Source organism: Micromonospora sp. CA-240977 (assembly GCF_050942285.1).
In the GTDB taxonomy this organism is placed as follows: domain Bacteria; phylum Actinomycetota; class Actinomycetes; order Mycobacteriales; family Micromonosporaceae; genus Micromonospora.
Genome location: NZ_CP192055.1, coordinates 5,213,398 through 5,238,599 on the forward strand (window position 1 = coordinate 5,213,398; position 25,202 = coordinate 5,238,599).

Below are 25,202 nucleotides of genomic sequence, written 5' to 3' on the forward strand. Positions count from 1 at the left end.
GCCGAGAGCCCCCGCCCGTGCCACCGGTCGCCGCACGGCGTCAGCCGGCCATGCCCGCCTTCAATGCGGATCCGAGCAGCACCGCACGTCGGGCGGTGAGCGCGCAGGCCCCGAGCGCCACGGCGTCCGGGGCGATCTCGCCGTTGTTGCTCGTGTGCGAGGCACCGTACGGGTTACCGGCGATGAACTGGCTGGTGTCGGTGTAACCGGGGGCGACCACGACGCCACCCCAGTGGTAGAAGACGTTGAAGAGCGAGGTCAGCGTGGTTTCCTGGCCGCCGTGCGCGGTCGCCGTCGAGGTGAAGGCGGCGTAGACCTTGTTGGCCAGCGCGCCCTGCGCCCAGAGCGGGCCGGTGGTGTCGATGAACTGCTTCAGCTGGGCCGCGACCATGCCGTACCGGGTCGGGGCGCCCATGATCACCACGTCGGCCCAGGCCAGGTCGTCGACCATCGCCTCGGGCACATCCTGGGTCTCCAGATGGTGCGCCTGCCAGCCGGAGTTGGAGCGGATCGCCTCGTCCGGCGCCAGCTCGCGGACCTTGCGCAGGCGCACGTCGGCGCCGGCATCCCCGGCGGCCTCGCAGACGGCCTGCGCCATCTGGTACGTGATGCTGGTGGCGCTGTAGTAGATCACCGCTACCTTGATCTGGGCAGCCATCGGATGTCCCCTCCTCGTCTCGGGTCAGCTCCCGCGACTACCCGGTGGGCGGGACCTCTAACGACAGGGCGCGCGGACCCTGTTCCGGTCCGCCGGCTCAAGTTTTCCGCAACTTCCCGACCGTTTCGGCCACGCGACCCTTACGGACCGCGATCCTGATGCCACCGGTGCCGGCGGGAACCAACCGCCGCCCCGCACCGCGCACCTGAACGGGGGATCGCGCTCCGTCAGCAACGGAGCTGGCGCAGCGCGATCAGGGGCCCACCCCGGCTGCCGCCGCTCAGCGGACCAGCGCAGCCATCAACCGTTCCAACTCGGCCGCCGGATCGACGGTGAGCCCGGTGTGCACCGGCCCGGTCTGGATCATCGTGCTGCGCGGAGCGGCCAGCCAGTGGAACCGCTCACCGAGCCGCATCCGGATCGCCGGCCCGTCACCGGAGCAGGTCCGGTCCCAGGAGGAGAGCACCGCGGCCACCGCCGGCAGATCGACGTCCGGCGCCAGCACGCGGACCCGCTCGGCGTCCAGGTGCGTACGGGCGGCCAGAAAGTCGCGCTGTTGGCAGTAGAGCAACACCCCGACGTTGATCTGCTCGCCGCGCTCGATGCGCGGCACCAGCCGGATCAGCGCGTACTCGAAGGGGTGCCTCATGCCGCGCTCCCCTGCGGCAGCCAGTCGGCGGTGCGGGCGACCCGGCGGGACAGGTGCTCCAGGTACGCGGCGCGAGCCGCGTCGGCCGTCTCGAAGTCGGCAGCGGTCAGCCACTCCCCCGGCACCAGCGCCAACACCTCGGTGAGCAACTCCGGGGTGACCCGGGGAGCCAACTCGGCGTCGGCGTCGGCCAGCCGGGAGGCGTACGGCGCGAGCACGTGGTCGTCGGCTCGGTAGGCACGGTGCACTGCCGCCTCGGCGCGCGGCCAGTTGTGGTGGAAGTACAGCGAGGCCCCGTGGTCGATCAGCCACAGCTCCCGATGCCAGATCAGCAGGTTGGGGTTGCGCCAACTCCGGTCGACGTTCTCCACGTACGCGTCGAACCAGAGCACCCGGGAGGCCAGCGCCGGGTCGACGGGGTGCGCCAGCGGGTCGAAGCCCAGCGCCCCGGGCAGGAAGTCCATCCCCAGGTTGGCCCCGCCGCTGTTGCGCAGCAGCTCCTGCACCTCCTGGTCGGGCTCGGCTCGCCCGATGACCGGGTCGATGTCGAGCACTACCAGTGGAGGCACCCGCAGCTCCAGACGGCGGGCCAGCTCAGCGCAGATCACCTCGGCGATCAGCGCCTTGGGTCCCTGGCCGGCGCCGCGGAACTTCGCCACGTACGTGCCCAGGTCGTCGGCCTCCACCACGCCCGGCAACGACCCACCCTCGCGCAGCGGGGTGACGTAGCGGATCGCGGTGACCTGGCGGAGCACGCCGCCCACCCTACTGTGGCAGGCCGTGGCGGGTGGCGGCCCCGCCCTGCACCGGTACGCGCGGACCGAGTCGACGCGGCGTCAGTCGAGCTTGTCGCGCAGCTTGTCGACCTGGGTCTGGAGCCGGTCCACCGCGTTCTCGTTGTTGACGAACGTGGTGATGCCCGCGGCCAGTCCGAGGCCGATCAGCACGGCCAGGATGCTCAGCACCAGCCCACCGATCGACACGCCGCGCCCGGTGACCCCGGGTCGGCGCGCCATCTTGAGGCCGACGATGCCGAGGATGATGCCGATGATGCCGAGCACCAGCCCCAACCAGGCGAGGATCGCCGTCAACACGCTGAAGAGACCGGCCACCCCGAACACCAGGGCGAAGGTGGCGGCAGCGCTCGTCTTCGCGCGGTCGTCGCCTCGATGGCTCCGGGATCCGGCCGATACGCCGGCACCCCGGGCCGGCTCGCTTGCGGCAGTCATGAGAGTCCCTTCCGTACGCGCGGGGCGCGCACTTCCGCCGAGCCGCTTTCCCCCGACGGCCACCGTTACGCCTCCGATCAGCAGCGGTGTCGGTGGCCGGCTCTAGGCTGGCCGTCCAGCACCACCGAAAGGACGGCCCGATGCCTGTCGACCTCAGCGCGGCCGACGCGTTGGCGCTGCGGATGACCAGCCTGCTGCTGTGCCCGCATCCGGGCACCCGACCCGCTGGCGTCGCCGACGTGGTCGAGTGGTTCGGCGCGATGCAGGCACAGGACCTCGCCAGCGGGCTGTGGTCGCTGGGCGCTCGGCTGCCCGGCCGCACCGTCGCGGACGTGCAGGCGGCCCTGGAACGGCGCGAGGCGCTGCGCACCTGGCCGATGCGGGGCACCGTGCACCTCGTCCCACCCGCCGACGCCCGCTGGATGCTGGAGCTGACCGGCGTTCGCTCGCTGGCCGGCGTGGCGACCCGCCGGGCGCAGCTCGGGCTGACTGAGGCCGACGCCGATCGGGCGGTGGACGTCCTCGGCGCCGCGTTGGCCGGCGGCGGCCGGCTCACCCGCGCGGAGTGCCTGGCGACCCTGCGCGCCGCCGGCCTGGGCACCGACGGTCAGCGCGGTTACCACCTGCTCTGGTTCGCCAGTGTGCGCGGGGTGACCTGTGTGGCTCCGAACGTCGGCACCGAACAGACCTTCGCCCTGCTCGACGAGTGGGCGCCCGACGCGCGCCGGCTGGAGCGGGACGAGGCCCTGGCTCTGCTCGCCCACCGCTACGTCCGCGGGCACGGGCCCGTCACCGCCCGCGAGTTCGCCGGCTGGACCGGCCTCACCCTGACCGACGCCCGGCGCGGGCTGGCCGCCGCCGGCGACGTGCTGAGCCTGGTCCGGGTCGACGGCGAGCCGATGCACGTCGACGCGGCGCTGGCCGACGCGCCGCGCGGCACACTCGACGACCTGGTGGTGCTGCCCGGCTTCGACGAGTACCTGCTTGGTTACCGCGACCGCACGCTGATGCTCGACCCGGCGCACCAGGCGGCGGTGGTGCCGGGCAACAACGGCATCTTCCAGGCCACCGTGGTCCGCGCCGGTCGGGTGGTGGGCGTCTGGAAACGCAAGGTGGGCCGGGCCGCGGTCACCATCACGATCCAGCCGCTGACCCCTATGTCGTCCGGCGAGCGGGCCCGCGTCGAGCAGGCATTGCAGCGGTACGCCGACTTCCTCGGGCTGCCGCCCCGCTTCGACTGGCCGGCCTGAGCGCTGCCCTCGACCGACGAGCAGCGGCCCGCCCCCGATCGCGCCTGACCTGACCGACCCCGACCCGGTCCCGGCCTGAGCTGGCCGGGCGTCAGTCCTTGGCTGGGCGCGCCGACCGCGCGTCATCCGATCGTGGGCGCGTTGAGCGCGCGTCACCCGATCGTGGACGCGCCGTGTTGAGCAGGTCGGCGACCCGGGCCACCCGGGGGTCCTCGCGGATCTGCGCCACGGTGGCCGGCAGGGGCAATCGCCAGTTCGGATACTCGTCGACAGTGCCCGGCAGGTTGGGCTGGCGCACCTCGCCCAGCACGTCGTAGAGGGAGATGCCGAGCAGCCGGGCCGGGCTTGCCGCGAGCGCGGCGTGCATCGCCACCACGACCTCGCCGTCACGGGATGTCGCGGCCGGCCGGCTTAGCACCGTCGCCGCCGGCTGGCCCAGCGCCGGATCGGCTGTCGCGTCCCGGTCGAGTAACGCCGGATCGGCTGTCGCGTCCCGGTCGGGCAGCGTCGGGTCGGCTGTCGCGGCCGGGTCGGGCAGTGTCGGGTCGGGCAGCAGTCGCTCGGTCCGCAACATGGTGAGCAGGCGCTCCCGGTCGGCGACGGCGCGGGCCCGCTCCACCGCCACGTCGGTGTCGAGCAGCTTCAGCTTGTCGCGGACCCGCACGTGCTCGCCGGTGAGGAAGCCCGGCGCGGTCGGCAGGTCGTGGGTGGAGATCGTGGCGAGAGCGTTGCGCGGCCACCGGGCCGGTGGGACGAAGTCACCCTCGTCGTCACGCGCGAACCACAGCACCGTCGAGCCGAGCATGTTGCGCCCGCGCAGCCCGCGGGTCACCGCGGGTTGGACGGTGCCGAGATCCTCACCGACCACCACCGCGCCGGCCCGCTGCGCCTCCAGCGCGAGGATGCCGAGCATCGCCTCGGCGTCGTAGCGGACATAGGTGCCCTCGGCGGCCCCGCCGCCCGGCGGCACCCACCACAGCCGCCACAGGCCGGCGACGTGGTCGACCCGCAGGCCGCCCGCGTGCCGCAGGGTCCGGCGCAGCATGTCCCGGTACGCCGCGTACCCGGTCGCGGCGAGCCGGTCCGGGCGCCACGCGGCGAGCCCCCAGTCCTGCCCGAGCTGGTTGAAGTCGTCGGGCGGGGCCCCGACCCGCACGCCCTGGGCCAGCACGTCGGCGAGCTGCCAACCGTCCGCGCCGCCCGGGTCGATGCCGACGGCCAGGTCGTGCACCACGCCGACCGGCATCCCGGCGGCGCGAGCCGCCGCCGTGACGGCGTCGAGCTGTTCATCGCACAGGTGTTGCAGCCAGGCGTGGAAGGCCACCCGGTCGGCGAGCTGGCCGCGCAGCGCGGCGACCGCCGGGGCGTCCGGGTGGTGCAGCTCGGCCGGCCAGGCCCGCCAGTCGTTGCCGTGTCGCTCGGCCAGGGCGCACCAGGTGGCGAAACTCGCCAACGCCGGATCCGCGGTGAGGTCGACCGGCTGGGCGTACGGGTGCAGCAGCTCCAGGGCGTGCCGCTTGGCCGTCCACACCTCGTCGTAGTCGATCAGGTCACCACGGTCGGGGCGCAGGGCGTCGACCACGGCCCGGGTCGCCGGGTCGGCCGCCCGATACGCGGCGGTGTCGCTCACTCGCAGGTAGAGCGGGTTGACGAAGCGTCGGCTGGCGGGCGAGTAGGGGGATGCTGCGACCGGGTGCGCGGGCCCGACCGCGTGCAGCGGGTTGAGCAGCACCAGGCCGGCACCGGTGTCACCGGCCCAGCGGGTGAAGTCGGCGAGGTCGCCGAGATCGCCCATGCCCCAGGAACGGTCCGAGGTGAGCGCGTAGAGCTGGAGCAGCCAACCCCAGGTGCGCGGCGGCACCGGCAGCCGGCGGGGCACCACCACCAGTGTCACCTCCCGGCCGGCGCAGGCCAGCCGGTGCCAGCCCAGTGGCAGGTCCCTCGGCAGCTCGCTGTCGACGGCGCGCCGGCCGCCGTCCTCGAGGGTCACCATTCCCGGGCCGGGCAGGGCCCGGCTTGCGCCGTGGGTGAGCACTACCGTCTCCGGTAGCGCGGTCCGGTCGACAGCGCGAGCGGCGGCGAGGCCGTCGGCGATGGCCGCCGGGGTGGTGGCGTCCACACCGAGCAGGCCGAGCACACCCACCACGGTCTCCGGTGCGACCTCGACGCGGCGGTGCCGCCAGTCGTCGTACCAGGTGGACACGCCGTGCGCCTTGGCCAGCGCGGCCAGTCGTCGGTCCATCCCGCCCCCCGCCTCACGATGCGACCCTCGACCACCTTGCCACGACCGGCGGCGCGGCGCAGGACACGGACGGGGGCCGGCGGTTTCGACCGCCGACCCCATCGTCACGATCGCGCAGAATCCCTGTCGCGGTGGCCTCCCGCGCGATCGTGGTGCCGGGCTCGTTGTCAGTCGCCGAGCGCGCCGGCAGCCCGCCCCTCGCGCAGGGTCAGGTTGCGGCCGGTGGCCGGGTCGAACAGGTGGATCTTCTCCAGGTTGAACCAGACCCGCCGCGACTGGCCCTCGGCCACCGGCGACTCCGCGGACAGCCGGGTCACCAGGTTGCCGCCGCCACCGGCGAAGTCGGCGGCGCCGGCGTCGGCGGCCAACTCCTCCAGCTCGGCGGCGCTGGCCTTCTCGCCCTCCACTGTGAAGTAGACGTACTTGTCCGAGCCCATCGACTCGACGATGTCGACGGGCGCCTCGAACTCCATGCCCCGGCGGCGGGTGTCGTCGTCGATCAGTTCGGCGTCCTCGAAGTGCTCGGGGCGGATGCCGAGGATCAGCTCCCGGGGTGCGTCGGCGGCCTCCAGCTCACGGCGGACCCGGTCGCCGAGCGGCACGTCACCCAGCGCGGTGTGCAGCCCGCCGTCCTGTACGGCGGCGTGCAGGAAGTTCATCGACGGGGAGCCGATGAAGCCGGCCACGAAGAGGTTGCGCGGGTGGTCGTAGAGCTCCTGCGGTGCGCCGACCTGCTGCACCGCGCCGCCGCGCATGATCACCACCCGGTCGCCGAGGGTCATCGCCTCGGTCTGGTCGTGGGTGACGTAGACGGTGGTCGTGCCGAGCTGCTTCTGCAAGCGGGACACCACAGTGCGCATCTGCACCCGCAGCTTGGCGTCGAGGTTGGACAGCGGCTCGTCCATCAGGAACGCCTTGGGCTGGCGGACGATCGCCCGGCCCATCGCCACCCGCTGGCGCTGCCCTCCGGAGAGGTTGGCCGGCTTGCGGTCCAGCAGCGGGGTCAGCTCCAGTACCTTGGCCGCCTCGTCGACCTTCTGGTTGATGGTCTCCTTGTCCAGCTTCGCCAGCCGCAGCGGGAACGCCATGTTCTCCCGCACCGTCATGTTCGGGTACAGGGCGTACGACTGGAAGACCATGGCGATGTCCCGGTCCCGGGGAGCCTTGTCGTTCACCCGCTGGCCGCCGATGCGCAGCTCGCCCGAGCTGATGTCCTCCAACCCGGCGATCATGTTGAGGGTGGTGGACTTGCCGCAGCCCGAGGGGCCGACCAGGATCACGAACTCGCCGTCGGCGATCTCCAGGTCGACGTCCTGCACGGCGACGGTCCCGTCCGGGAAACTCTTGCTCACCTTGTCGAGCACGATGTCAGCCATGACTACTCACCTATCCCTTGACGGCGCCGGAGGTCAGACCGGACACGATGCGGCGCTGGAAGAAGAGGACGAACAGGATGATCGGAACGGTGATCACGACGGCGGCGGCGCAGATCGCCCCGGTGGGGTCCTCGAACTGTGACGCGCCGGTGAAGAACGACAGCGCGGCCGGCACCGTGCGGGACCGCTCGGTGGAGGTCAGCGAGATGGCGAACAGGAAGTCGTTCCAGCAGAAGATGAACACCAGGATCGCCGTGGTGAACAGCCCGGGCGCGGCCAGTGGGGCGATCACCCGGCGGAACGCCTGGGCCTGCGTGGCGCCGTCCATCTTCGCCGCCTTCTCCAGGTCCCACGGGATCTGCTTGAAGAACGCCGACAGCGTGTAGATCGCCAGCGGCAGGGCGAAGGTGATGTACGGCAGGATCAGCCCGGGCCAGGTGTCGAAGATCTTGAGCTGACGCTCGATCTCGAACAGGGGAGACACCAGCGACACCTGCGGGAACATCGCGATCAGCAGGGAGACGCCGACCAGCAGCTTCTTGCCGGGGAAGTCCAGCCGGCTGATCGCGTACGCGGCCATCGCGCCGAGCACCACAGCGATCAGCGTGGCGATCAGGGCGATGCCGATCGAGTTGACGAGCGCCCGGACGAACTGGTCGGTGTCGAAGATCGTCCGGTAGTTGTCAAGCGTCCACTCCCGCGGGATGAAGTTCCCGTCGGTGAGGGTGGCCGACGTCTTGAACGACAGCGACGCGATCCAGAGCACCGGGACGAGCGCGAAGACGACAACGAGGACGTCCAGCAGACCCCAACGCACCTTCGCTCGGGTGGTGGTTTCGACAGCCATGTCAGCGCCTCTCCCCGTCGTCGCTGCCGGGGGCAGCGGTGCCGAACAGCTTCACGAAGACGAACGCGATGATCGCCACGGTGATGAAGATCAGCACCGACATCGTCGAGCCGATGCCGAGGTTCAGGCCCCGGAGCAGGTTGTTGTAGGCGAGCATCGACACCGATGAGGTCTCGTTGCCCCCGGCGGTCAGCACGAAGATGTTGTCGAAGACCCGGAAGGCGTCCAGGGTGCGGAACAGCAGCGCGACCAGGATCGCCGGCTTCATCACCGGCAGCATCACCTTCGTGAACTTCTGCCAGGCGGTGGCGCCGTCGGTGGAGGCCGCCTTGAGCAGGTCCTCCGGCACCAGCGCCAGCCCGGCCATCAGCAGCAGCGCCATGAACGGGGTGGTCTTCCAGATCTCCGCTAGCATGATGATCGCCAGCGCGCTGGCCCGCTCGGTGAGCGGCGCACCGTCGCTGAACAGCTCGGCCAGGTAGCCGGTGCCGGGCGTCCAGGCGTACCGCCAGGAGAACGCCGCGACCACTGTGACGATCCCGTACGGGATGAGCGCCGAGGTGCGGACCAGGCCACGGCCGACCAGGGTGCGGTGCATGATGATCGCCAGGCCCATGCCGAGCACCAGCTCGACGATCACGGTGACCACCGTGATCAGCGCGGTCACCCCGAACGCGGTCCACCAGAACTCGTTGGTGAGCACAGTGACGTAGTTCTCCAGCCCGATGAACTCGCGCTCGTCGGGAAAGCGCAGGTCGTAGCGCTGCAACGACAGCCAGACCGAGTAGATGATCGGGTACGCGGTCACCGCGACCATCACCAGCGCGGCGGGCGCGCAGAGCAGCCAGCCGAGCCGGCGTTCGGCCTTCTTGTTCTCGCTCAGCGGCGGCTTACGGCGGCCGCCGCGTTGGGTGGGCACGGCGGCGGGCGCACGGGTCTCCTGGGCGGCGACGTCCGCGCCGGTCGGCGTGGCGCTGATGCTCATGGGAGGACCCCCTTCGACTGGAGGGCGTCGGCGATGGCGTCGCGCAGCTCGTCGGCGGTCTGCTGCGGCCGGATCCCCGACGGCGGCGACAGGATCGCCGACATCACTGTGGAGATGCTCTGGTACGCCGGCGTCAGGGGACGGGTGGCCGGTTCCTTCAGCTCTTCCAGGATGGTGTCCTTCATCGGGTACGCCTCGGTCATCTCCGGGTCGTCGAAGACCGCCTCGATGGTGGGCGGCACGCCGTCCTTGATGGCGGAGAACTTCTGGTGCTCGGCGCTGCGGATGCACCGGGCCGCCTCGAAGGACAGTTCCGGGTGCTTGGAGTAGGAGCTGACCGCCAGGTTGACCCCGCCGATGGTGACCTTGCTGGGGGTGCCCTCGTCGACGCCGGGAATCCGAGCCCAGCCGACCTGCTTGGCCAGGTCCGGGTTGGCCTCCTGAAGCGCCGGGTAGACGAACGGCCAGTTCACCTGGAACGCGCCCGAGCCGGACTGGAACTCCAACCGGACCGGGTCCTCGGTGGCGTTGCTGAACGACGGCGACGTCACGCCCGACGTGGCGAACTTCTTCAGCTGTTCCAGCGCCCGGACCGTACCGTCGTCCATCACGGCCTGGGTGCCGTCGTCGTTGAGGATCTTTCCTCCGGCGCTCTCGGCGAGGGTGTTGTAGAGGACGACAAGGCCCTCGTACTGGGCGCCCATGGTGAGCACCTGGTACGGCTTGCCCTGCTCCTTGAGCTGCTGGGCCGCGCTGATCATCTGGTCCCAGGTGGTCGGCGGCTGGGGCACCAGGTCCTTGCGGTACCAGAGCAGCTGGACGTTCGTGTTCTTCGGTGCCGCGTACAGCTTGTCCTCGTAGCGGGCGGTGGCCAGCGGGCCGGCGAGAGTGCCCTGCTCGGCCTCGGCCTTGTCCTGGCCGGTCCACTCCCGGATCCACTTCGCGCTTGCGAACTCCTGGGTCCAGGTCACGTCCAGGCCGAGCACGTCCATGCCGGTGTCCTCGGCGGCCAGCCGGCGCACGAGCTGCACCCGCTGGTCGTCGGCCTGGCGGGGCAGCACCTGGTAGGCGATCTCGTACCGCCCCTGTGCCTGCGCGTTGCAGTCGTCGACGACCTTCTGCAGGTTCTGCTCGGGCGGGTAGTACAGGTTGATCGTCGGTGGGCCACCGTCGTCGCCCGCGCCGCACGCGGCGAGCGGTGCGACAAGCGCCAACGCGGCGGCCGTAGCCCCCAGCCGAACAATCGGCCGGCGTCGGTGTCGTGCCGTTTCGGGGTCCGTCATCGCCCTCCCCCTCTCCTCGGCGAAAGACCGGGGAGGGCGTCCGTGCCCCGGCGCACGGCGAGCCATGTCCAGGTCGAGGAGCTGCGGAAACGCCCCGACCCGGAAGCTCTGTGCGGCTACTCTGCCCCACCCGCGAAGTCGCGAAACCTGGGCTGTCACCAGCGGGCGTCCGTTCCGGTATATCGCGACGCCAACTAGCAAGGTAATATGTGTCGCATGATAGCGGCGGAGAGTCAGCCGATCGACGACAACGACCGGCAGACCCAGCTCCTGCGGGGCGCGCTCGACATGTGCCTGCTGGCACTGCTGGCCCGCGAGCCCGCGCACGGCTACGAGTTGGTTCGCCGGATGGAGGCGGCCGGCTTCGGCGCCATCAGCTACGGCACCATCTATCCCCTGCTGACCCGGATGCGCCGGCTCGGTCTCGTCGCGCACGAGCAGCAGCCCAGCCCGACCGGCCCACCCCGGAAGGTCTACGCGCTCACCGGGTCCGGCCGGGTCCACCTGGACGCCTGGCGGAAACAGTGGGACCGCTTCGCCGCCACCGTCGGCACCGTTCTCGACCCGCTCGACCAGAACCCCACGAGGAGTTGACCATGGACACCATCGACCGCCTACTGGGCGAGGTCGACCAGGCGTGGCGGGTCCACGGGGTCGGCTCGGCCGACCGGGCGGCCCTCGCCGCGGACCTACGCCTCGACCTGCGGGCCGCGGCTGCCGACGGGGGCGATCCCACCCAGTTGATCGGCGATGACGTGGCCGGCTTCGCGCGGCGGCTCGCCGACGAGGCCGGCGTCCGCCGCGTACGCAGCGACTACGGCCGCGTCCTCGGCACCGCCCTGGTCGGCGCGGTACTCGGTGCAGTGCTCGGCGCCGGCCTCCTGATGGCGGCCGCCCCGATCTTCGTCCGCATGGTCGACATCCCCCGCTCGATCGACGTACCGATCCAGCTCGCCGTCGCCGTCTACTACGGCGTACCGGCCGCGGTGGTCGCCGCCGCAGCGGTGGTCGCGGTGCGGATGTGGCTGCGTGACCTGCCCCAGATCCGGCGAACGGCTCGGATGATGAGCGTCCTGGTGCCGGCGGCCGGCCTGCTCGTCACCCCGGTCACCGTCGGATTCGCCTGGTCCACCGACTACAGCACGGCACCGGCGGTGGTGCTCGCCGAGGTCGCCCTGGTCCTGGCCGCGCTCGCGGGCGCCACGGTGCTGGCACGTCGCCTGGCGCTGCGCGACGGCCGGCCCGCCCCCGACCCGTCACACCCGGACGCCACCAGGGTCAAACCCGCCTGACGGTACGCACAACGTCAGCCGCGGGCTCTCGCCCAGGAGAGGAAGCGCTCGGTCATCCTGGCCGGCGGGTGGTCCGGGTGCAGCTGGCTGAGCTGGGCCGTTGCCTCGTTCATCAGGGTACCGAGGTAGATGAGCAGCGCGGTCCTGCTGCTCCGGTACTCCGTCAGCAGGGCGAGCTTGGCCGGTTGGCAGGGCCATTCCCGGCCGCAGCTACGGCACCGCCACAGCGGACGCATGGCGACGTGCGGGACGGGCGGCCGGACCACCATCACCACCACCGCGTCTCGTCCTGGTGGCCTGTCGGGCTCAACACATCGACCTCCTCGGGGGCGGTGAAGGGGCCGCTCCCGCAAGGGGGAGACGGGAGCGACCCCGGGCAGAGCCCGCCGCCGCCCGTTCCGGCCACCAGCGGACCCGCCACTGGTGACAGTTTGCGAGGACCCAACTACGGTCGATACGTGCTCGCGGCATCCGTGCAGCTCAGCCGCACAATCGAGCAGCCGCGAGGGACACGCCGATCCACAGTGAGCGAAGGTTGGGGATTCGATGGGGACCGTCACCGACTACGTGTTGGAGGAGCTGCGCCTGTTCCGCGCCGGGCTCGGGCTCAGTCAGGACGACTTCGGCCGGGGCATCGGCTATTCGGGCTCACACGTCAGCTCGGTGGAGACCGGCGGGCGGGCGCCCACGAAGGAGTACATGCGGGCGATCGACACGCACCACCCGACCGCCGGGCGCTTCCAGCGGATGCTGGAACGGTTGGCCCGGCTCGACGCCGAGCCGGCCTGGCTGCGCGAGTGGATCGAGTTCGAGCGGGAGGCGACCACGCTGCGCTGGTTCGAGTTGGCGTACGTGCCGGGTCTGCTCCAGACCGAGCGGTACGCGCGGGCCACCCTGGCCGGTGGCCGGTTCGACGCCGAGGACGTGGACCGGATCGTCGCCTCCCGGTTGGAGCGGCAGGCGATCCTGCAACGCCCGCGCCCGCCGCAGCTCATCGCCGTCCTGGACGAGGCGGTGCTGCGCCGGCCGGTGCTCGACCAGCCGGGGCTCATGGTCGAGCAGTGCGAGCACCTGGTCCAGTTGGCGGCGGCGGAACATATCCAGGTGCACATCGTGCCGGTGGATGCTGGGATGTACCTGGGGCTGGCCGGCCAGTTCATCATCGCCGAGATGCCGGACGGTGAGCGGGTGGCTCACGCCGACAACCAACTCACCGCGCAGTTCGTCGACGCAGCGACCGACGTCGCTAAGCTGGCGAAGACGTGGGAGATCGTGCGGAACGAGGCGCTCCCCCGCCGGCAGTCAACCGAGCTGATCAAGGAAGTGGCGAAGTCATGGGCATGCTGACCCCCCAGTGGCGCAAGTCGACCCGGTCCGGCGGCAACGGCGGCTCCTGCGTCGAGGTCGCCGACAACCTGCCGAGCGTGGTGCTGGTGCGCGACACCAAGGACCGCGACGGCGGCACCCTGCGCGTCGACCCGGCGGCCTGGAAGGCCTTCGTCGGTTACGCCAAGCAGCATTGAGCCGGCCGACTCATGATCGCGCGCTTCAAGGATCTCTGTCTGGACGCCACCGATCCGCTCGCCCTCGGCGGCTTCTGGGCGCGGCTACTCGACGCCGACGTGGCCGACGCCGGCGACGAGGACACCCGGGTGGACCCCCGCTCGGCGCGCTCGAAGGCCGAATCGATCTGGGTGAACAAGGTGCCCGAACCGCGGGTCGGCAAGACCCGCGTACACCTGGATCTGCGGATGGCCGACGCGGACCCGGCGGCGTTGCTCGCGGCCGGCGCCCGGCTGGTCCGCAAGCCGTCCGGCGCGGCCACCTGGTGGGTGCTCGTCGACCCGGAGGGCAACGAGTTCTGCGCGTTCCCGCCTCGCGAGGGCACCGGGCCGGGGCCGTTCGAGCTGGTCGTCGACGCGGCCGACCCGGTCGCACAGGCGACCTGGTGGGCCGGTGTGGTCGGTGGCGTCATCGAGGACGAGTCGACCCACGCGGCGGTCAGCGGCGCGGCCGGGTTCCCCTGGGACTACTGGGTCTTCGCCGGGGTGCCCGAGCCCAAGACGGTCAAGAACCGGCTGCACTGGGACGTCGACCTCATCGACCCGGAGCCCACGGCGCTGATCGCCGCGGGCGCGACACTGCTGCGCGAGCCACACGCCCAGGCCCGGTGGTGGGTGCTGGCCGACCCGGAGGGCAACGAGTTCTGCGCCTTTTCGCCGCACCCCATCGGGTGACTGGCCGACTACCGGGGGCGGGCGGCGTCGGCTAGCGTTTTCCTCACGCCGCAGCCAGCGCGCTCGCCGCCGCCGTCGACACGCCTCCGGCCGCCCCCCTGCCTGCCCGATCGGTTGGTAATCGCGGGAACGTCCCACCGCCGCTTCCCCGGTTCGGCAGGATCGTCCCAACGAGGAGGTGCTCGTGCAGGACACCCGCGCTCTCGCCCTGACGTTCGAGGTGAGCGGCCTGCCACCGGTCAAGACCGAAGCGTTGTCCATCTTCGCCGCCGGGCATCGGCAGGCGACGAGGGTGCGCACCCTGCTCCAGGCCGCCCTGGCGGCGGCTCAACGCACCGGCTGGACGCCGTTGCCCGGGCCGGTCGAGGTGGAGCTGGTCCTGCGGTGTCCGCCCGGGCACCGTACGGGCGACGCCAGCACCCTGCTCGGCGGCGTCTGCGCGGTGTTGCAGGACAAGAAGCGGGTGTCGTCCATCGGCCTCACCCACCTCGGTGTGCTTGTGGACGTCGCGCTCTACAACGACGACCGGCAGATCCGCCGGTTGTCGTACCAGGAGGAACCGGCCGAGGACTTCTCGTACCAGGTGCGGGTCGCCGCCGTACCGGACGGGGTTTGACCGACGACCGCGGTGGGGTATCGCGGACGCCGATGAAGGGAGCACCGATGTCGGAGCCACATGTCACGCTCGACCCACGCGGGCTCGACCCTGTGCAGCAGAAGCTGCGGGGCCCGCTGGAAGAGCAGTTGACCTCGGCGCTTCAGGCGGCCACCGACCGGGTCCGCTCCGGCTACGGCGGCGAGCCGGTCGAGCAGGTCTGCCAGCGACTGTTGGAGGAGACGCGCTCCGGGTTGCATCCCGACATCGCGGCCAGGTTCAACCCGGACATGGACGAGTTCTGTCGGGTGGCGGTGGCGATCGTGCGGGGCGAGACCTCCTGAGGCCAGACCCCGCCGCGGACGCTGGTCAGTATCGGTCGAGCTGCGCGTACGGGCTGAGCACGATGCGCGGCGAGAGGGCCGGATCCAGCCAGTTGAGCACGCCCACCAGGTGGTCGTGCGCGAGCGAGACACAGCCGGCAGTGGCGTTGCCGCCGCTGACCCGGAACTGGTGCAGGAAGATGCCGCTGCCCGCGTTGGGGATCGGGGTCGCCACGTTCGGTGACATGTTGTAGGTGATCACCGCGAAGTGCGTGTACGAGGGGATTTCCTGCCACAGCGCCTCGCTGGCCCCACCCGGGTTGGTCGAGCTGTGCTCGAAGGTGTTGTAGCGCGGGGAGGACGGGTTCTCGTTCCACCAGTCGCCGCTGACCAACTGGTGGTAGGGGTATCGCACTCCCGGGTTGGCGGCAATGCCGTACATGGTGGGGCCGATCGAGTAGACACCGGTGGGAGTGGTCGGCACGCCCTCCACGTGGTTGTCGCTGAAACCCTTGGAGCCGAGGCGGGCGGGCAACGCCGCCGAGGCCGGCTGCCAGCGGCCCCTGATCCGCACGTACGCCTCAAGGGTGGCGTAGGTGGTGGTGTAGCTGTCGGCGCCGACGACGATGACCTGCCGAGTCTGCGTCGGCAGGGTAGTCAACCGGGCGGCCAGGTTGCGGCGTGGCGTGCTCGATCCGGCGCGGCGGGGCAACGGCGCGGTACCCCAGAGCGGCGTCGGCCGGGTCGCGCCGAGCGCGGGGGCGGTCGGCGCGAGCAGGGCCGGTGCCGCCAGACCCGCGACAGCGCCGAACAGGAGGGCTCTGCGGTTCATCCGGTCATCCTGACAGTCCAACCGGCGCACGGTCTGCCCCGCGCGTCGGGTCTGATTGATCCGTGGCCGGGTCAGGGCCGGGTCCGCAACTACCCGGCCCTGACGTTCGGCCGTCCGGATGGGAGCGGACAGCTCCGGCACTCAGCTCCACGGTGCCAGCCGCCGAACACCGGTGCGCTCCCGGCAGACACCCCGAAGGCCGTGAGCGCCGGGCCAGGTTAGGCCGAGCCGGACCGGGCGGACAAGCCGTGCCGGGCGACCGACGGCGTGACTGATCTCAGGGTGAAAATCAGACAAGCCGGCGTAACGCGACCATGATCGCTGACGCTGTTGGCTTTCGGCACCCTCAGAAGTGCCGCAACAGGTCGCGGAACGCGGCGAGCCGCAACACCCCGGCGTCGGTGGGGTCCAGTTCGTCGTGCTCCAACACCCACGTGTTCTCGTTCGGGATGAAGACCGCGTTCAACCCGGCCGCGCGGGCCGGCAGGATGTCCGACTTCGGGGAGTTGCCGATCATCCAGGCGCGAGCCGGATCAAGGCGGTGTTCCCGGACCAGCCACCGGTACGTCTCGACGTCCTTCTCGGCGACGATGTGCGCCGCCCCGAAGTGGTGCAGCAGCCCGCAGGCGTCCAACTTGCGCTGCTGATCGGCCTGGTCCCCCTTGGTGAGCAGCAGCAGCTCGTGCCGGGCGGCCAACTCGTCGAGCGCGTCGGCGACCCCGGGCATCAGCTCCACCTGGTGCTCGACGAGCGCGACCGCCAGGCGCTCAATCTCCTGGCGCTCAGCGTCGGTGGCCGGCCGCTCACGCAGCCGCTCCAGGCACTCCGCCAGACTGCGCAGGAAGACCTTGCTGCCGTACCCGTGCGCCACAGTGTTGGCCCGCTCGATGTCGTCGAGGATCATCCGGATCTCGGTGCGGTCCAACGTGGGATGGTCGAGCCATTCAAGAAAGTCGTCGATCACCTGCTCGAAGATGACGTTGTTCTCCCACAACGTGTCGTCCGCATCGAAGATCAGCACCTGCGCCTCTCGCCGCGCCGCCGCGCCGTCCGTCATACCGTCCCCTCCCCGTGACGTCACCGCCCAGTCGAAGGGATCAGGATAGGCGGGAGATCGCCGTTGGATTTCGGGCTCCTGCGTGAACCGTCTCGGCGTGGCGTTCGTCAGTCACGGCCACCGCAGCAACCGCTGGGCGATCAACACCTCGCGTTCCTCCTGCCCCTCCGGTCGGAGTCGACCGCCCCGGGTGAGCATCACCACGCCGTGCAGCAGGCTCCAACCGACCTCGGCGAGGGTGTCCGGATCACGTCCCTCGGCCAGCGGGGTCAGTGCCGCGCGCAGCTCGGCGAAGACCGCCCGCGGCGCGGCCGGGACGCCATCGACGCCGAGGGCCAGGTCGGGGGTCAGCGCGAGCATCGCGTCATAGACCTCCGGAAACGTGTACGCGAAGTCCAGGTACGCGGTCGCGACCGCCGGCCAGGCCCCCTCGGGGCTGCCGACGGCCTCCGCGTGCGCCTCGGCCAGATCGGCGGCCAGGTCGGCGAAGGCGCAGACGGCCACTGCGGCGAGGAGTGCGTCAAGATCCGGGAAGTGCCGGTAGAGGTCGCCGACGTCGATGTCGGCCCGCTCGGCGAGCCGTCGGGTGCTCACCCCCGCCCAGCCCTCCGCCTCGGCCAGCTCGCGCGCGACAGTGACGATGAGGTCACGCCGGTCCTGTTCGGTGGCCTTCTCGGCAGGTCCGGGCACGCAGTTGAGCGTAGGGGCGAACACCGGACGCAGTCGCCTGGTGACGGATTGGCGACTGTATGGGCCGGTCAGACCAGTAGTGCCAGCCGACCGATGAGGGCCTCCCGCAGGTGGGAGGGCCAGGGGAACAGCGGCGTCGCCACCTGGAGTTGGGCGAGCCCGTGCAGCCCCACCCAGAGCGCCGTCGCGTCGGCGAAGGGATCCGCGCTTGTCGAGAGCCCCTTCGCGGCACACTCGGCGACGGTGCGGTGGATGAACTCGAAGGCTCCCATGCCGAGCACGGCGAGGTCGTCCGCCACCGCCGGCGTCCGGTCGCGGGCCTGGCTGGCGTCCCCGACCGCCCCGAACATCAGTCGGTACCGGTGCGGCTGACGCTGGGCGAAGGTCAGGTAGGCCGCACTGATGGCTCGCAGCCGCTCGGCCGGATCCGGGTCGTCCGGCCCGGCCAACTCCTGTTCCAGGGCGGCGAACGCGCGCTGGGCGACCACCAGCAGAATCGAGTCCAGGTCCGGAAAGTGCGCATAGATCGACGGTGCCGAGATGCCGGCCTCCCGGGCCACCGCCCGCAGCGTCACGCTCTGCGAGTCGCCACCGTCCAGCAGTTTGCCGGCGGCGCTGACGATTTCCTCGCGCAGCTGGGCGCCTTCGCCGCGCTTGTTGCGAGCCCGCGTGCTCGGTGTGGTCACGGCATAACCTTACAACCGTAAGGCGAACAGGTCGATTCCTTCGCCCCCACGTGCCACCGCCGACCGTCGCTCGTTGGGTGAGGGGATCACCACGACGGGAGGGCACGTGGTCGTTCGACGGCACCGGCCCGTGGCGGACCGATGAGCGACGAAGGGCTGGTGCGCAGCGCCGCCAGTCGGCAACGAGCGAGCTTCCTGGAACTCTTCCTCGACCTGGTCTTCGTCTTCGCCCTCACCCGGATCTCGGCGCGGCTGATCAGCGACTTCACCGACGGCCAGCGGGGCGCGTACGCGGGTCTCGGTCAGGCCCTGCTGCTGTTCCTGGCGCTGTGGGCGGTCTGGTCGTTGACCGCCTGGTCGACGAGTTGGCTGGACCCGGAGGCGCCGATCGTCCAGGTCGTCATCGTGATGACGGTGGTCGGCGCCATGACGATGGCGGTAGCGGTGCCCGACGGCTTCGGCGCGCGGGCACCCCTGTTCGCCATCACCTACGTGAGCCTGCAGATCGGCCGGGTGATCTACTTCCACGTCGCCGGGCACGGCCGACCGGATCCTCGGCAATCCATCCGGGTCCTGTTCTGGCTCGGCATGAGCGCGCCGCTCTGGGTCATCGGTGCCCTGGCCGCCGAGGGAAGCGTCCGAGGCCCACTCTGGACCGTCGCCGTGCTTATCGACTACGCCGGCCTGTTCCTCGGCTGGCCGACGCCGCGGCTCGGCGCGCGGCGGCTCGGCGTCCGGGCGATCGCGGCCGAGCACCTGGCCGAGCGGTACCAACAGTTCCTGCTCATCGCCCTCGGCGAGGCGATCTTCGTCATCGGGCTGGCGTTCAGCGGCAGCGAGTTCCACGCCGAACAGACGGGCGCTTTCCTCCTCGCCCTGGCGACCACCGTCCTGCTGTGGCGGATCTACTTCCACGTCGCGGGAGGACTCCTGGACGCCGCCATCAGCCACTCCCGCGACGCCCCCCGACTCGCCACCGACATGGCATTCGCCCACCTGATCATGATCGCGGGGATCGTACTGACCGGCGTCGGCTTCGAACTGGCCATCACCGAGCCACTCCGGCATCTCCCGGCGGCCTGGCTCACCGCCATCCTCGGCGGCCCGGCGCTCTTCCTCGCCGGCCGCATGGCCCTCGAATACCAGGTCTTCGCCCGGGTCTCCCGATCCCGGACGGCTGGCCTGCTGGCCCTCGGCCTGCTGGTGCCGGTGACGCCACACCTCAACCCGCTCAGCGCCGGCGTCGCCACCGCCGTGGTGCTGCTCGCCGTGGTTGGCGCCGACTCCTTACGATCACGTCGGCGCGCACCGGAGATGCCCACCCCGCCCTACTAGACGAGTAGTTCACAACCCTGGCTCGGGCTGTGGTCGGCAGTCGCTCGCCTCCGTGGGGGGCGGATGCGGTAGTGAACGGTATACCTGAGAGTCATATTCATACCTCTGAGGTATACCGCCCACCAGCACATCGAGATGGCGCGCAGCCACAACGGATGGGAAGAGGCCCTAGGGTCTGGCGTGTGATCACGGTACGCCGCGCGACAATCGACGATGCCCGGGAACTGGTGCGGCTGCGCGGGGTGCTGCTGACCGCCATGGACGGGCGCGCACCGGAGCCCGGCCCGTGGCAGGACGAAGCCCTGCGGGCGCTGCGGCGACGCCTCGCGGATCCGGAGGGGTCGCTGGCGGCGTACGTGGTCGACAAGCCAGCCGTGCCCGACGAGCTGGCGGCGTGCGTGGTCGGCGTCATCGAGCACCGACTCGGCGGCCCGATCAACCCCAGCGGTGCGACCGGGTACGTCTTCAACGTCGCCACCGACCCCGACCATCGCCGCCGCGGTTACGCCCGGGCCTGCCTGGAGGCCCTACTGGACTGGTATCACCACAGTGGAGTGACGGTGATCGAGTTGAAGGCCAGCGGGGACGGGGAGTCGATCTACCGCGCCCTGGGTTTCGCACCCACGGCCGCCCGGACGCTGCGGCTGATCATGAATCATCAGCCGGGTCGCCCCTGAGCGGGTCAGGGCTCGCTTATCGTCTTGATGCCGTGCGTCCGTTGCAGCGCCGGCATCGGGTCGGCGAGGTGTGCGCGTATCGGTCGCCAGATGCGTGCCACGGTGACTGACGCGTTGGGTCCCGGTACGTCGTAGGGGCCACCGCGGGGATACACCACAAGGGAATTCCCCCACATCCCGGAGTTCTGCCAGCCCATCCGCTCGATCTCCGGCCACGCGTACGAGCGCCGCAGGCCGCCCCGATCGCGCACCAGCAGCCCGGTGTCGTCAGCCAACACCGCGTTGCGCCGGTGGACGAACGCAAGAACTATCGACGCGACGCCGAGCACCAACCCGCCCCAACTGACCCAGTCGAGCAGCACCGCGCCGACGATCACTCCGATCACGATCAAGCCCGGCACCGCGACGGCGGGCCAGACCCGGGACTGCCCGAGTACGAGCACCTCACCCACCGGCTGGGCCGACTCCCCCATGGACCTTCACGATAGTGAATGGTCGACACGTTCGCTGCCGTCGACCGGCGCCGGGAAACGTGGGCAGAGCACACGTCAGCGGGCTACCGGTGAGGGCAGACAGAGGCCGGGCTCACCGCCCTGGGGCACGTACGAATGGAACGACGGCTGGAGGGCCCGGCCGCAGACCGAGCACCAGTCGTCCAACTCGCCGACCGCGCTGAGCCTGTCGAGCACGCCGGACAACCCAGCTCTTGTTCGGGAGAAACAGCGCAACACCCAGTGGTCCGTCCCCGCGGGCCAGCCTTGGAGCGAGAGGTGTGCCGCCACCTCGCCGTCGTACCACCAACGGTCGGCGGGACCGGTGGCCTCACGTACCTCAGGGACACCGGTCAGGGTGATCGTCGGCGGCACCAGGGTCGCGGTCTCGTAGGTGAGCGTGACGTGCGGCCAGAGCCGTACCTCCGCCAGGAGCGCGTGCTTCTCCAGCCGCTGCTCCACGGCGCGGTCGATCAGCCGGTACGGCCACTCACCCGGGGCCATGGCGGTCCGCCCGTCGAGCAGGACATCGACACCCCACGTCCAGGCCCCGTCGACGGCTGCCGGGAACATCCACCCGTGTTCGGCGGTCCACCGAAAGTACGCCTCACCCTCCAGTCCGTACTCCATGTGGTTGCCGTCGGTCTCGAGCCGGTAGGCGAGCCCGCCAAATCGCTCCTCGAACGCGACGGCGACCGCGACCAACTCGTCGGGCACCACGGCCAGCGGCCCGTCCGGTCCGTCCGCGCTCGCCAACCGCCGGACCTGCTCGACCGGGGTGCGCGGCCACCGCTCCCCGTGCGTGCCGAGGAAGCGGGCCACCCTTGCCGACACCGTCGGGTCGTCCGGTACATGCACCGGCACACGGTACGACGTGAGTGCCCCTCCTCGTTGGTGTCCACAAACGACGACCGCGGCTACGCTCCACCGACATCACGACCGTGACGGGGGCGCAGTGATCAACGCAGTTTTCTTCGATGTTGGCGGGACCATTCTCGACGAGTCCCGTGAGTTCGCGACCTGGGCCGACTGGTTCGGCGTGCCACGGCACACGCTCTCGGCGGTCCTGGGCGCGGTGATCGCCCGAGGTCTGGACTACCAGGAGACCTTCCGGGCCTTCCGGCCCGACTTCGACCTCGACACCGAGCTTGAGCGGCGGGCCGCCGCGGGCAGGTCCGAGTCGTTCGGCGAGGAGGATCTCTACCCCGACGCGCGGGGGTGCCTCACCGCCCTGAAGGAGCAGGGCCTGCTCCTGGGCCTGGCCGGCAACCAGCCAGCGCACGCCGAGGCGACCCTCCGCGCACTCGACCTCCCCGTGGACGTGATCGGCACGTCGCACGGTTGGGGGGTGGCCAAGCCGTCAACTGCCTTCTTCGAGCGGGTCGTCCAGGCCGGCGGCGGCGACGCGTCGGCGATCCTCTACGTCGGCGATCGGCCCGACAACGACGTACGCCCGGCCCAGGAGATCGGGATGCGGACGTGCCTGATCCGGCGCGGCCCGTGGGGTCACATCCTCGACCTCCCCGACGTGGCCGCGCAGTGCCTCTTCCGTATCGACTCGCTTGACGAGCTTCCGAGCCTGGTTGCCAAACACAACGCCGCAAGCGTTTAGCGCAGCGCGCATGATCGTGCTCGATCGAGGATGTAGTGGCCTCCGGACGCAAGGACACCACTACAACATGGATCGAGCACGATCATGGCCGGGCGGCCCCGGACTACGCGGGGGCGCGGACGCAGCGCGCGGCGCCGGGGTGGAAGGTCAGCGGCGCAGGGTGAGGATCAGGTCGGCCACCAGGGCGGTCCAGCCGGTCTGGTGCCAGGCTCCCAGGCCGGCCCCGTTGTCGCCGTGGAAGTACTCGGGGAAGGCGATCAGGTCGCGCCAGTCCGGGTGGGTCTGGAACATCTGCGCGGCACCGTAGATCGGCCGTCGACCCCAGTCGTCCTGGGTGAAGAGCGAGATCAGCCGGGCGGAGAGGTCGTCGGCGATCTCGTCGAGTGTGCGTTTCACCCCGGAGCGGGTCGGATATTCCACCTGGAGGTCGTCGCCGAAGAACGCCGCGTAGTCGCGTAGGGCGCTGATCAGCAGGAAGTTCGTCGGCATCCAGATCGGTCCGCGCCAGTTCGAGTTGCCGCCGAACAGGCCGCTCGTCGACTCGGCCGGCTCGTAGCCGACGGAGAACTCCTGCCCGCCGAGGGTGACGGAGAACGGCTTGTCCAGGTGCGCGCGGGACAGCGTCCGCAGGCCGAAGTCGGAGAGGAACTCGTCGGGGTCGAGCATCCGGGCGAGCAGCCGGACCACCTGCTCCGGGCCGACCATGGACAGCAGCCGCTGCTGCCGGCCGTCGGGGCCGAGGCGGCGGGTGCCGATCACCTGCGCGTACTCCGGGCGGTTGGTGAGGAACCAGCGCAACCGCGCGCCCAGCTCCGGTAGACGGTGCAGGGTCTTCGCGGTGAGCCGGGTGGTCGCGGCCAACGGCAGCAGCCCGACGACGGAACGGACCTTCAGCGGCACCTTCGTGCCGTCGGCGAGGCGCAGCACGTCGTAGAAGAAGGCGTCCTCGTCGTCCCACAACCCCTGCTCGTACGCGGCGGCGGCGATGTAGAGGAAGTGCTCGAAGAACTTGGTGGCGGTGTCCACCCAGGTCCGGTCGTGCTCGGCCAGGACGATGGCCATGTCGAGCAGGTTGAGGGCGTACATGGCCATCCAGCCGGTGCCGTCGGACTGCTCCAGCACGCCGGCCACCGGCAGCGCCGCCGAGCGGTCGAACGGCCCGACGTTGTCCAGCCCGAGGAAGCCGCCCTCGAAGACGTTGTTGCCGCCGGTGTCCTTGCGGTTGACCCACCAGGTGAAGTTGAGCAGCAGCTTGTGCATCACCCGACCCAGGAACTCGAAGTCCCGGCCGCCGTCGATCTCGAACACCTTCAGCGCCGCCCAGGCGTGCACCGGCGGGTTCACGTCGCCGAACGCCCACTCGTACGCCGGGATCTGCCCGTTGGGGTGCAGGTACCACTCGCGCAGCAGGAGCAGCAGTTGCTCCTTGGCGAAGCCCGGGTCGACCCGGGCGATGCTCACGCAGTGGAAGGCCAGGTCCCAGGCCGCGTACCAGGGATATTCCCACGGGTCGGGCATGGAGATGATGTCGAAGCTTGTCATGTGCCACCAGGCGCTGTTGCGCCCGTGCCGACGCCCGGCCGGCGGTGTGGAGCCCGGATCGCCTTCGAGCCAGCGTTTGACGTCGAAGTGGTAGAACTGCTTGCCCCACATCAGCCCGGCGATGGCCTGCCGGGCGACAAGCGCCTCGTCGGCGGTGGCCGCCGGTGGGATCACCCCGGCGAAGAACCGGTTCGCCTCGGCCCGCCGCGCCCACACCACGGCCTCGAAACCCTCGCTGAGATCGGCCGGGGGCGGCGGAGCGGCGGCAGGTGGCGACGCGGTACGGGTCAGCCGCAGCCGGATCTGGCGCTGCCCGCCGGCCGGCACGTCGAGCACGTAGTGCAACGCGCCCTTGGTGCCCTCGCGTGCGGGGTTGACGGTGGCCGCGCCGTTGACCACGTGGTCGTTGATGCCGTCCTTGGGGTACGGCGAGCGGCCGGGCAGGCCCCAGAGCCGTTCGGCGTTCGTGTCGTTGTCGCAGAGCAGCGGCACCGGACCGCCGTCACCCTCCAGCAGCAGCTGGCCGAGCACCCGGTGCTCGCCGACGAGTCGGGTGCCCTGGCCGGTCAGCCGGGGAATCCGGTCGCCGCCGGGCAGGCCCCAGGCCCAGGTGTTGCGGAACCACAGGGTGGGCAGCACGTGCAGGGTCGCCGCCCGGTCGCCGCGATTGGTGACGGTCACCACCATGCAGAGGTCGGTCGGGGACGCCTTGGCGTAGTCGACGGTCACCGCCCAGTACCTGTCGTCGTCGAAGATCCCGGTGTCGACAAGCTCGTACTCGGTGTCGTCGCGGCCCCGCAACGCGTTCACCGCGACGAGTTCGTCGTACGGGAAGGCCGCCTGCGGGTAGTGGTAGCGCCAGCGCATCCAGGAGTGGGTGGGCGTGGAGTCCTCGTACCACCAGTACTCCTTGACGTCCTCACCGTGGTTGCCGCTGTCGCCGCCGAGGCCGAACATCCGTTCCTTGAGGATCGGGTCCTCGCCGTTCCACAGCGCGAGGGCGAAGGCGAACGTCTGTCGTTCGTCGCAGACGCCGGCCATCCCGTCTTCGTTCCACCGGTAGGCTCTGGACCGCGCGTGGTCATGCGGGAAGTAGTCCCAGGCCGTACCGTGCTCGCTGTAGTCCTCCCGTACCGTCCCCCACGCCCGTTCGGACAGATAGGGACCCCATGCGCGCCAGTCCTGCTCCCCCGAGTCGGCCTGGGCGAGCCGGAGCCGCTCGGCGTCGGGTGGCGAGGCGTCGGAGGACGATCGGTCAGTGATCACGTGCACATCTTTGACGTCGCCGCGGTACTTGACCACAGCGGCCATTCT

At 70.8% G+C, this 25,202-nt stretch carries 28 protein-coding genes; 11 read left to right on the forward strand and 17 right to left on the reverse strand.

Going from position 1 to position 25,202, the window contains the following annotated elements:
• Positions 1–40: 40 nt before the first annotated feature.
• From wrbA to ACQPWW_RS23575, 4 genes are all read right to left on the reverse strand, one after another.
• Positions 41–658 carry an NAD(P)H:quinone oxidoreductase gene (wrbA, locus tag ACQPWW_RS23560; RefSeq protein ID WP_433125594.1) on the reverse strand — a complete coding sequence of 206 codons (618 nt, stop codon included), beginning with the start codon at positions 656–658 and terminating at the stop codon, positions 41–43.
• Between the two features lie 280 nt (positions 659–938).
• Positions 939–1,307, reverse strand: coding sequence for a DUF3037 domain-containing protein (locus tag ACQPWW_RS23565; protein WP_433125595.1), 369 nt, complete (start codon positions 1,305–1,307; stop codon positions 939–941).
• Complete coding sequence (locus ACQPWW_RS23570) at positions 1,304–2,062, reverse strand: HipA family kinase (RefSeq protein ID WP_433125596.1); 759 nt, start codon at positions 2,060–2,062, stop codon at positions 1,304–1,306. Before ACQPWW_RS23570 ends, ACQPWW_RS23565 begins: the two co-directional genes overlap by 4 nt.
• Positions 2,063–2,143: 81 nt before the next feature.
• Positions 2,144–2,536, reverse strand: coding sequence for a hypothetical protein (locus ACQPWW_RS23575; RefSeq protein ID WP_433125598.1), 393 nt, complete (start codon positions 2,534–2,536; stop codon positions 2,144–2,146).
• A gap of 140 nt (positions 2,537–2,676) precedes the next feature.
• On the opposite strand from ACQPWW_RS23575, the gene ACQPWW_RS23580 reads away from it, so the two are divergent.
• Complete coding sequence (locus tag ACQPWW_RS23580) at positions 2,677–3,786, forward strand: winged helix DNA-binding domain-containing protein (RefSeq protein ID WP_433125599.1); 1,110 nt, start codon at positions 2,677–2,679, stop codon at positions 3,784–3,786.
• A 91-nt stretch (positions 3,787–3,877) separates the two neighbouring features.
• Here the strand turns inward: ACQPWW_RS23580 and malQ are convergent, their stop codons facing one another.
• The 5 genes from malQ to ACQPWW_RS23605 form a co-directional block, all read right to left on the reverse strand.
• Positions 3,878–6,028, reverse strand: a complete 2,151-nt coding sequence (malQ, locus tag ACQPWW_RS23585; RefSeq protein ID WP_433125601.1) for a 4-alpha-glucanotransferase — start codon at positions 6,026–6,028, stop codon at positions 3,878–3,880.
• Between the two features lie 167 nt (positions 6,029–6,195).
• A complete protein-coding gene (locus ACQPWW_RS23590; RefSeq protein ID WP_433125602.1) occupies positions 6,196–7,404 on the reverse strand; it encodes an ABC transporter ATP-binding protein in 1,209 nt (402 codons plus the stop codon).
• Between the two features lie 10 nt (positions 7,405–7,414).
• The gene (locus tag ACQPWW_RS23595) at positions 7,415–8,251 is read right to left on the reverse strand and encodes a carbohydrate ABC transporter permease (RefSeq protein WP_433125604.1); all 837 of its coding nucleotides are present in this window, start codon (positions 8,249–8,251) and stop codon (positions 7,415–7,417) included.
• Between the two features lies 1 nt (position 8,252).
• Positions 8,253–9,236 carry a carbohydrate ABC transporter permease gene (locus ACQPWW_RS23600; protein WP_433125606.1) on the reverse strand — a complete coding sequence of 328 codons (984 nt, stop codon included), beginning with the start codon at positions 9,234–9,236 and terminating at the stop codon, positions 8,253–8,255.
• A complete protein-coding gene (locus ACQPWW_RS23605; RefSeq protein WP_433125608.1) occupies positions 9,233–10,519 on the reverse strand; it encodes an ABC transporter substrate-binding protein in 1,287 nt (428 codons plus the stop codon). The genes ACQPWW_RS23600 and ACQPWW_RS23605 overlap by 4 nt, the downstream gene beginning before the upstream one ends.
• 216 nt (positions 10,520–10,735) lie before the next feature.
• Here ACQPWW_RS23605 and ACQPWW_RS23610 point away from each other — a divergent pair, with 216 nt between their 5' ends.
• Together ACQPWW_RS23610 and ACQPWW_RS23615 are read left to right on the forward strand one after the other, a co-directional pair.
• On the forward strand, positions 10,736–11,113 hold the full coding sequence (locus ACQPWW_RS23610; protein ID WP_433125609.1) for a PadR family transcriptional regulator: 378 nt from the start codon (positions 10,736–10,738) through the stop codon (positions 11,111–11,113).
• Between the two features lie 2 nt (positions 11,114–11,115).
• Positions 11,116–11,811 carry a hypothetical protein gene (locus ACQPWW_RS23615; protein WP_433125610.1) on the forward strand — a complete coding sequence of 232 codons (696 nt, stop codon included), beginning with the start codon at positions 11,116–11,118 and terminating at the stop codon, positions 11,809–11,811.
• Between the two features lie 14 nt (positions 11,812–11,825).
• On the opposite strand, the gene ACQPWW_RS23620 is transcribed toward ACQPWW_RS23615, so the two are convergent.
• On the reverse strand, positions 11,826–12,080 hold the full coding sequence (locus tag ACQPWW_RS23620) for a flavin reductase (protein ID WP_433134508.1): 255 nt from the start codon (positions 12,078–12,080) through the stop codon (positions 11,826–11,828).
• 277 nt (positions 12,081–12,357) lie between these two features.
• Between ACQPWW_RS23620 and ACQPWW_RS23625 the strand changes: the two genes are divergently transcribed.
• The 5 genes from ACQPWW_RS23625 to ACQPWW_RS23645 all read left to right on the forward strand — a co-directional run bounded on the left by ACQPWW_RS23625 (position 12,358) and on the right by ACQPWW_RS23645 (position 14,987).
• A complete protein-coding gene (locus ACQPWW_RS23625) occupies positions 12,358–13,158 on the forward strand; it encodes a helix-turn-helix domain-containing protein (RefSeq protein WP_433125612.1) in 801 nt (266 codons plus the stop codon).
• Positions 13,152–13,334 (forward strand): DUF397 domain-containing protein, encoded by a 183-nt coding sequence (locus tag ACQPWW_RS23630; protein WP_354978377.1) that lies wholly within the window; start codon positions 13,152–13,154, stop codon positions 13,332–13,334. The genes ACQPWW_RS23625 and ACQPWW_RS23630 overlap by 7 nt, the downstream gene beginning before the upstream one ends.
• Positions 13,335–13,346: 12 nt before the next feature.
• Complete coding sequence (locus ACQPWW_RS23635; RefSeq protein ID WP_433125613.1) at positions 13,347–14,048, forward strand: VOC family protein; 702 nt, start codon at positions 13,347–13,349, stop codon at positions 14,046–14,048.
• A 184-nt stretch (positions 14,049–14,232) separates the two neighbouring features.
• Complete coding sequence (locus tag ACQPWW_RS23640) at positions 14,233–14,664, forward strand: hypothetical protein (protein WP_433125614.1); 432 nt, start codon at positions 14,233–14,235, stop codon at positions 14,662–14,664.
• Between the two features lie 47 nt (positions 14,665–14,711).
• Entirely contained in the window at positions 14,712–14,987 is a 276-nt protein-coding gene (locus ACQPWW_RS23645; protein WP_433125616.1) for a hypothetical protein, read from the forward strand.
• 25 nt (positions 14,988–15,012) lie between these two features.
• On the opposite strand, the gene ACQPWW_RS23650 is transcribed toward ACQPWW_RS23645, so the two are convergent.
• From ACQPWW_RS23650 to ACQPWW_RS23665, 4 genes are all read right to left on the reverse strand, one after another.
• Positions 15,013–15,798 (reverse strand): L,D-transpeptidase family protein, encoded by a 786-nt coding sequence (locus ACQPWW_RS23650; protein WP_433125618.1) that lies wholly within the window; start codon positions 15,796–15,798, stop codon positions 15,013–15,015.
• Positions 15,799–16,144: 346 nt separating this feature from the next.
• Positions 16,145–16,855 carry an HAD family hydrolase gene (locus ACQPWW_RS23655; RefSeq protein WP_433125619.1) on the reverse strand — a complete coding sequence of 237 codons (711 nt, stop codon included), beginning with the start codon at positions 16,853–16,855 and terminating at the stop codon, positions 16,145–16,147.
• A gap of 111 nt (positions 16,856–16,966) precedes the next feature.
• A complete protein-coding gene (locus ACQPWW_RS23660) occupies positions 16,967–17,545 on the reverse strand; it encodes a TetR/AcrR family transcriptional regulator (RefSeq protein ID WP_433125620.1) in 579 nt (192 codons plus the stop codon).
• A 68-nt stretch (positions 17,546–17,613) separates the two neighbouring features.
• Positions 17,614–18,231: a TetR/AcrR family transcriptional regulator gene (locus ACQPWW_RS23665; protein ID WP_433125622.1), complete on the reverse strand. Its 618-nt coding sequence runs from the start codon at positions 18,229–18,231 to the stop codon at positions 17,614–17,616.
• 141 nt (positions 18,232–18,372) lie between these two features.
• Here ACQPWW_RS23665 and ACQPWW_RS23670 point away from each other — a divergent pair, with 141 nt between their 5' ends.
• Entirely contained in the window at positions 18,373–19,566 is a 1,194-nt protein-coding gene (locus ACQPWW_RS23670; RefSeq protein ID WP_433125623.1) for a low temperature requirement protein A, read from the forward strand.
• Between the two features lie 182 nt (positions 19,567–19,748).
• A complete protein-coding gene (locus ACQPWW_RS23675) occupies positions 19,749–20,243 on the forward strand; it encodes a GNAT family N-acetyltransferase (RefSeq protein ID WP_433125624.1) in 495 nt (164 codons plus the stop codon).
• 5 nt (positions 20,244–20,248) lie between these two features.
• On the opposite strand, the gene ACQPWW_RS23680 is transcribed toward ACQPWW_RS23675, so the two are convergent.
• Both ACQPWW_RS23680 and ACQPWW_RS23685 read right to left on the reverse strand, forming a co-directional pair.
• On the reverse strand, positions 20,249–20,716 hold the full coding sequence (locus ACQPWW_RS23680) for a hypothetical protein (protein ID WP_433125626.1): 468 nt from the start codon (positions 20,714–20,716) through the stop codon (positions 20,249–20,251).
• A gap of 75 nt (positions 20,717–20,791) precedes the next feature.
• Complete coding sequence (locus ACQPWW_RS23685) at positions 20,792–21,592, reverse strand: hypothetical protein (RefSeq protein ID WP_433125627.1); 801 nt, start codon at positions 21,590–21,592, stop codon at positions 20,792–20,794.
• 97 nt (positions 21,593–21,689) lie between these two features.
• Between ACQPWW_RS23685 and ACQPWW_RS23690 the strand changes: the two genes are divergently transcribed.
• Positions 21,690–22,346 carry an HAD family hydrolase gene (locus tag ACQPWW_RS23690; RefSeq protein ID WP_433125628.1) on the forward strand — a complete coding sequence of 219 codons (657 nt, stop codon included), beginning with the start codon at positions 21,690–21,692 and terminating at the stop codon, positions 22,344–22,346.
• A 147-nt stretch (positions 22,347–22,493) separates the two neighbouring features.
• On the opposite strand, the gene ACQPWW_RS23695 is transcribed toward ACQPWW_RS23690, so the two are convergent.
• On the reverse strand, positions 22,494–25,199 hold the full coding sequence (locus tag ACQPWW_RS23695; protein WP_433125629.1) for an MGH1-like glycoside hydrolase domain-containing protein: 2,706 nt from the start codon (positions 25,197–25,199) through the stop codon (positions 22,494–22,496).
• Positions 25,200–25,202: the final 3 nt, after the last annotated feature.

What these genes read in the sequence shown, in the direction of transcription:
- wrbA (WP_433125594.1), bottom strand. Translation starts at nt 658, where the DNA reads ATGGCTGCCCAGATCAAGGTAGCGGTGATCTACTACAGCGCCACCAGC.
- ACQPWW_RS23565 (WP_433125595.1), bottom strand. Translation starts at nt 1,307, where the DNA reads ATGAGGCACCCCTTCGAGTACGCGCTGATCCGGCTGGTGCCGCGCATC.
- ACQPWW_RS23575 (WP_433125598.1), bottom strand. Translation starts at nt 2,536, where the DNA reads ATGACTGCCGCAAGCGAGCCGGCCCGGGGTGCCGGCGTATCGGCCGGA.
- ACQPWW_RS23580 (WP_433125599.1), top strand. Translation starts at nt 2,677, where the DNA reads ATGCCTGTCGACCTCAGCGCGGCCGACGCGTTGGCGCTGCGGATGACC.
- malQ (WP_433125601.1), bottom strand. Translation starts at nt 6,028, where the DNA reads ATGGACCGACGACTGGCCGCGCTGGCCAAGGCGCACGGCGTGTCCACC.
- ACQPWW_RS23590 (WP_433125602.1), bottom strand. Translation starts at nt 7,404, where the DNA reads ATGGCTGACATCGTGCTCGACAAGGTGAGCAAGAGTTTCCCGGACGGG.
- ACQPWW_RS23595 (WP_433125604.1), bottom strand. Translation starts at nt 8,251, where the DNA reads ATGGCTGTCGAAACCACCACCCGAGCGAAGGTGCGTTGGGGTCTGCTG.
- ACQPWW_RS23600 (WP_433125606.1), bottom strand. Translation starts at nt 9,236, where the DNA reads ATGAGCATCAGCGCCACGCCGACCGGCGCGGACGTCGCCGCCCAGGAG.
- ACQPWW_RS23605 (WP_433125608.1), bottom strand. Translation starts at nt 10,519, where the DNA reads ATGACGGACCCCGAAACGGCACGACACCGACGCCGGCCGATTGTTCGG.
- ACQPWW_RS23610 (WP_433125609.1), top strand. Translation starts at nt 10,736, where the DNA reads ATGATAGCGGCGGAGAGTCAGCCGATCGACGACAACGACCGGCAGACC.
- ACQPWW_RS23615 (WP_433125610.1), top strand. Translation starts at nt 11,116, where the DNA reads ATGGACACCATCGACCGCCTACTGGGCGAGGTCGACCAGGCGTGGCGG.
- ACQPWW_RS23620 (WP_433134508.1), bottom strand. Translation starts at nt 12,080, where the DNA reads ATGGTGGTCCGGCCGCCCGTCCCGCACGTCGCCATGCGTCCGCTGTGG.
- ACQPWW_RS23625 (WP_433125612.1), top strand. Translation starts at nt 12,358, where the DNA reads ATGGGGACCGTCACCGACTACGTGTTGGAGGAGCTGCGCCTGTTCCGC.
- ACQPWW_RS23630 (WP_354978377.1), top strand. Translation starts at nt 13,152, where the DNA reads ATGCTGACCCCCCAGTGGCGCAAGTCGACCCGGTCCGGCGGCAACGGC.
- ACQPWW_RS23635 (WP_433125613.1), top strand. Translation starts at nt 13,347, where the DNA reads ATGATCGCGCGCTTCAAGGATCTCTGTCTGGACGCCACCGATCCGCTC.
- ACQPWW_RS23645 (WP_433125616.1), top strand. Translation starts at nt 14,712, where the DNA reads ATGTCGGAGCCACATGTCACGCTCGACCCACGCGGGCTCGACCCTGTG.
- ACQPWW_RS23650 (WP_433125618.1), bottom strand. Translation starts at nt 15,798, where the DNA reads ATGAACCGCAGAGCCCTCCTGTTCGGCGCTGTCGCGGGTCTGGCGGCA.
- ACQPWW_RS23655 (WP_433125619.1), bottom strand. Translation starts at nt 16,855, where the DNA reads ATGACGGACGGCGCGGCGGCGCGGCGAGAGGCGCAGGTGCTGATCTTC.
- ACQPWW_RS23670 (WP_433125623.1), top strand. Translation starts at nt 18,373, where the DNA reads ATGAGCGACGAAGGGCTGGTGCGCAGCGCCGCCAGTCGGCAACGAGCG.
- ACQPWW_RS23680 (WP_433125626.1), bottom strand. Translation starts at nt 20,716, where the DNA reads ATGGGGGAGTCGGCCCAGCCGGTGGGTGAGGTGCTCGTACTCGGGCAG.
- ACQPWW_RS23695 (WP_433125629.1), bottom strand. Translation starts at nt 25,199, where the DNA reads ATGGCCGCTGTGGTCAAGTACCGCGGCGACGTCAAAGATGTGCACGTG.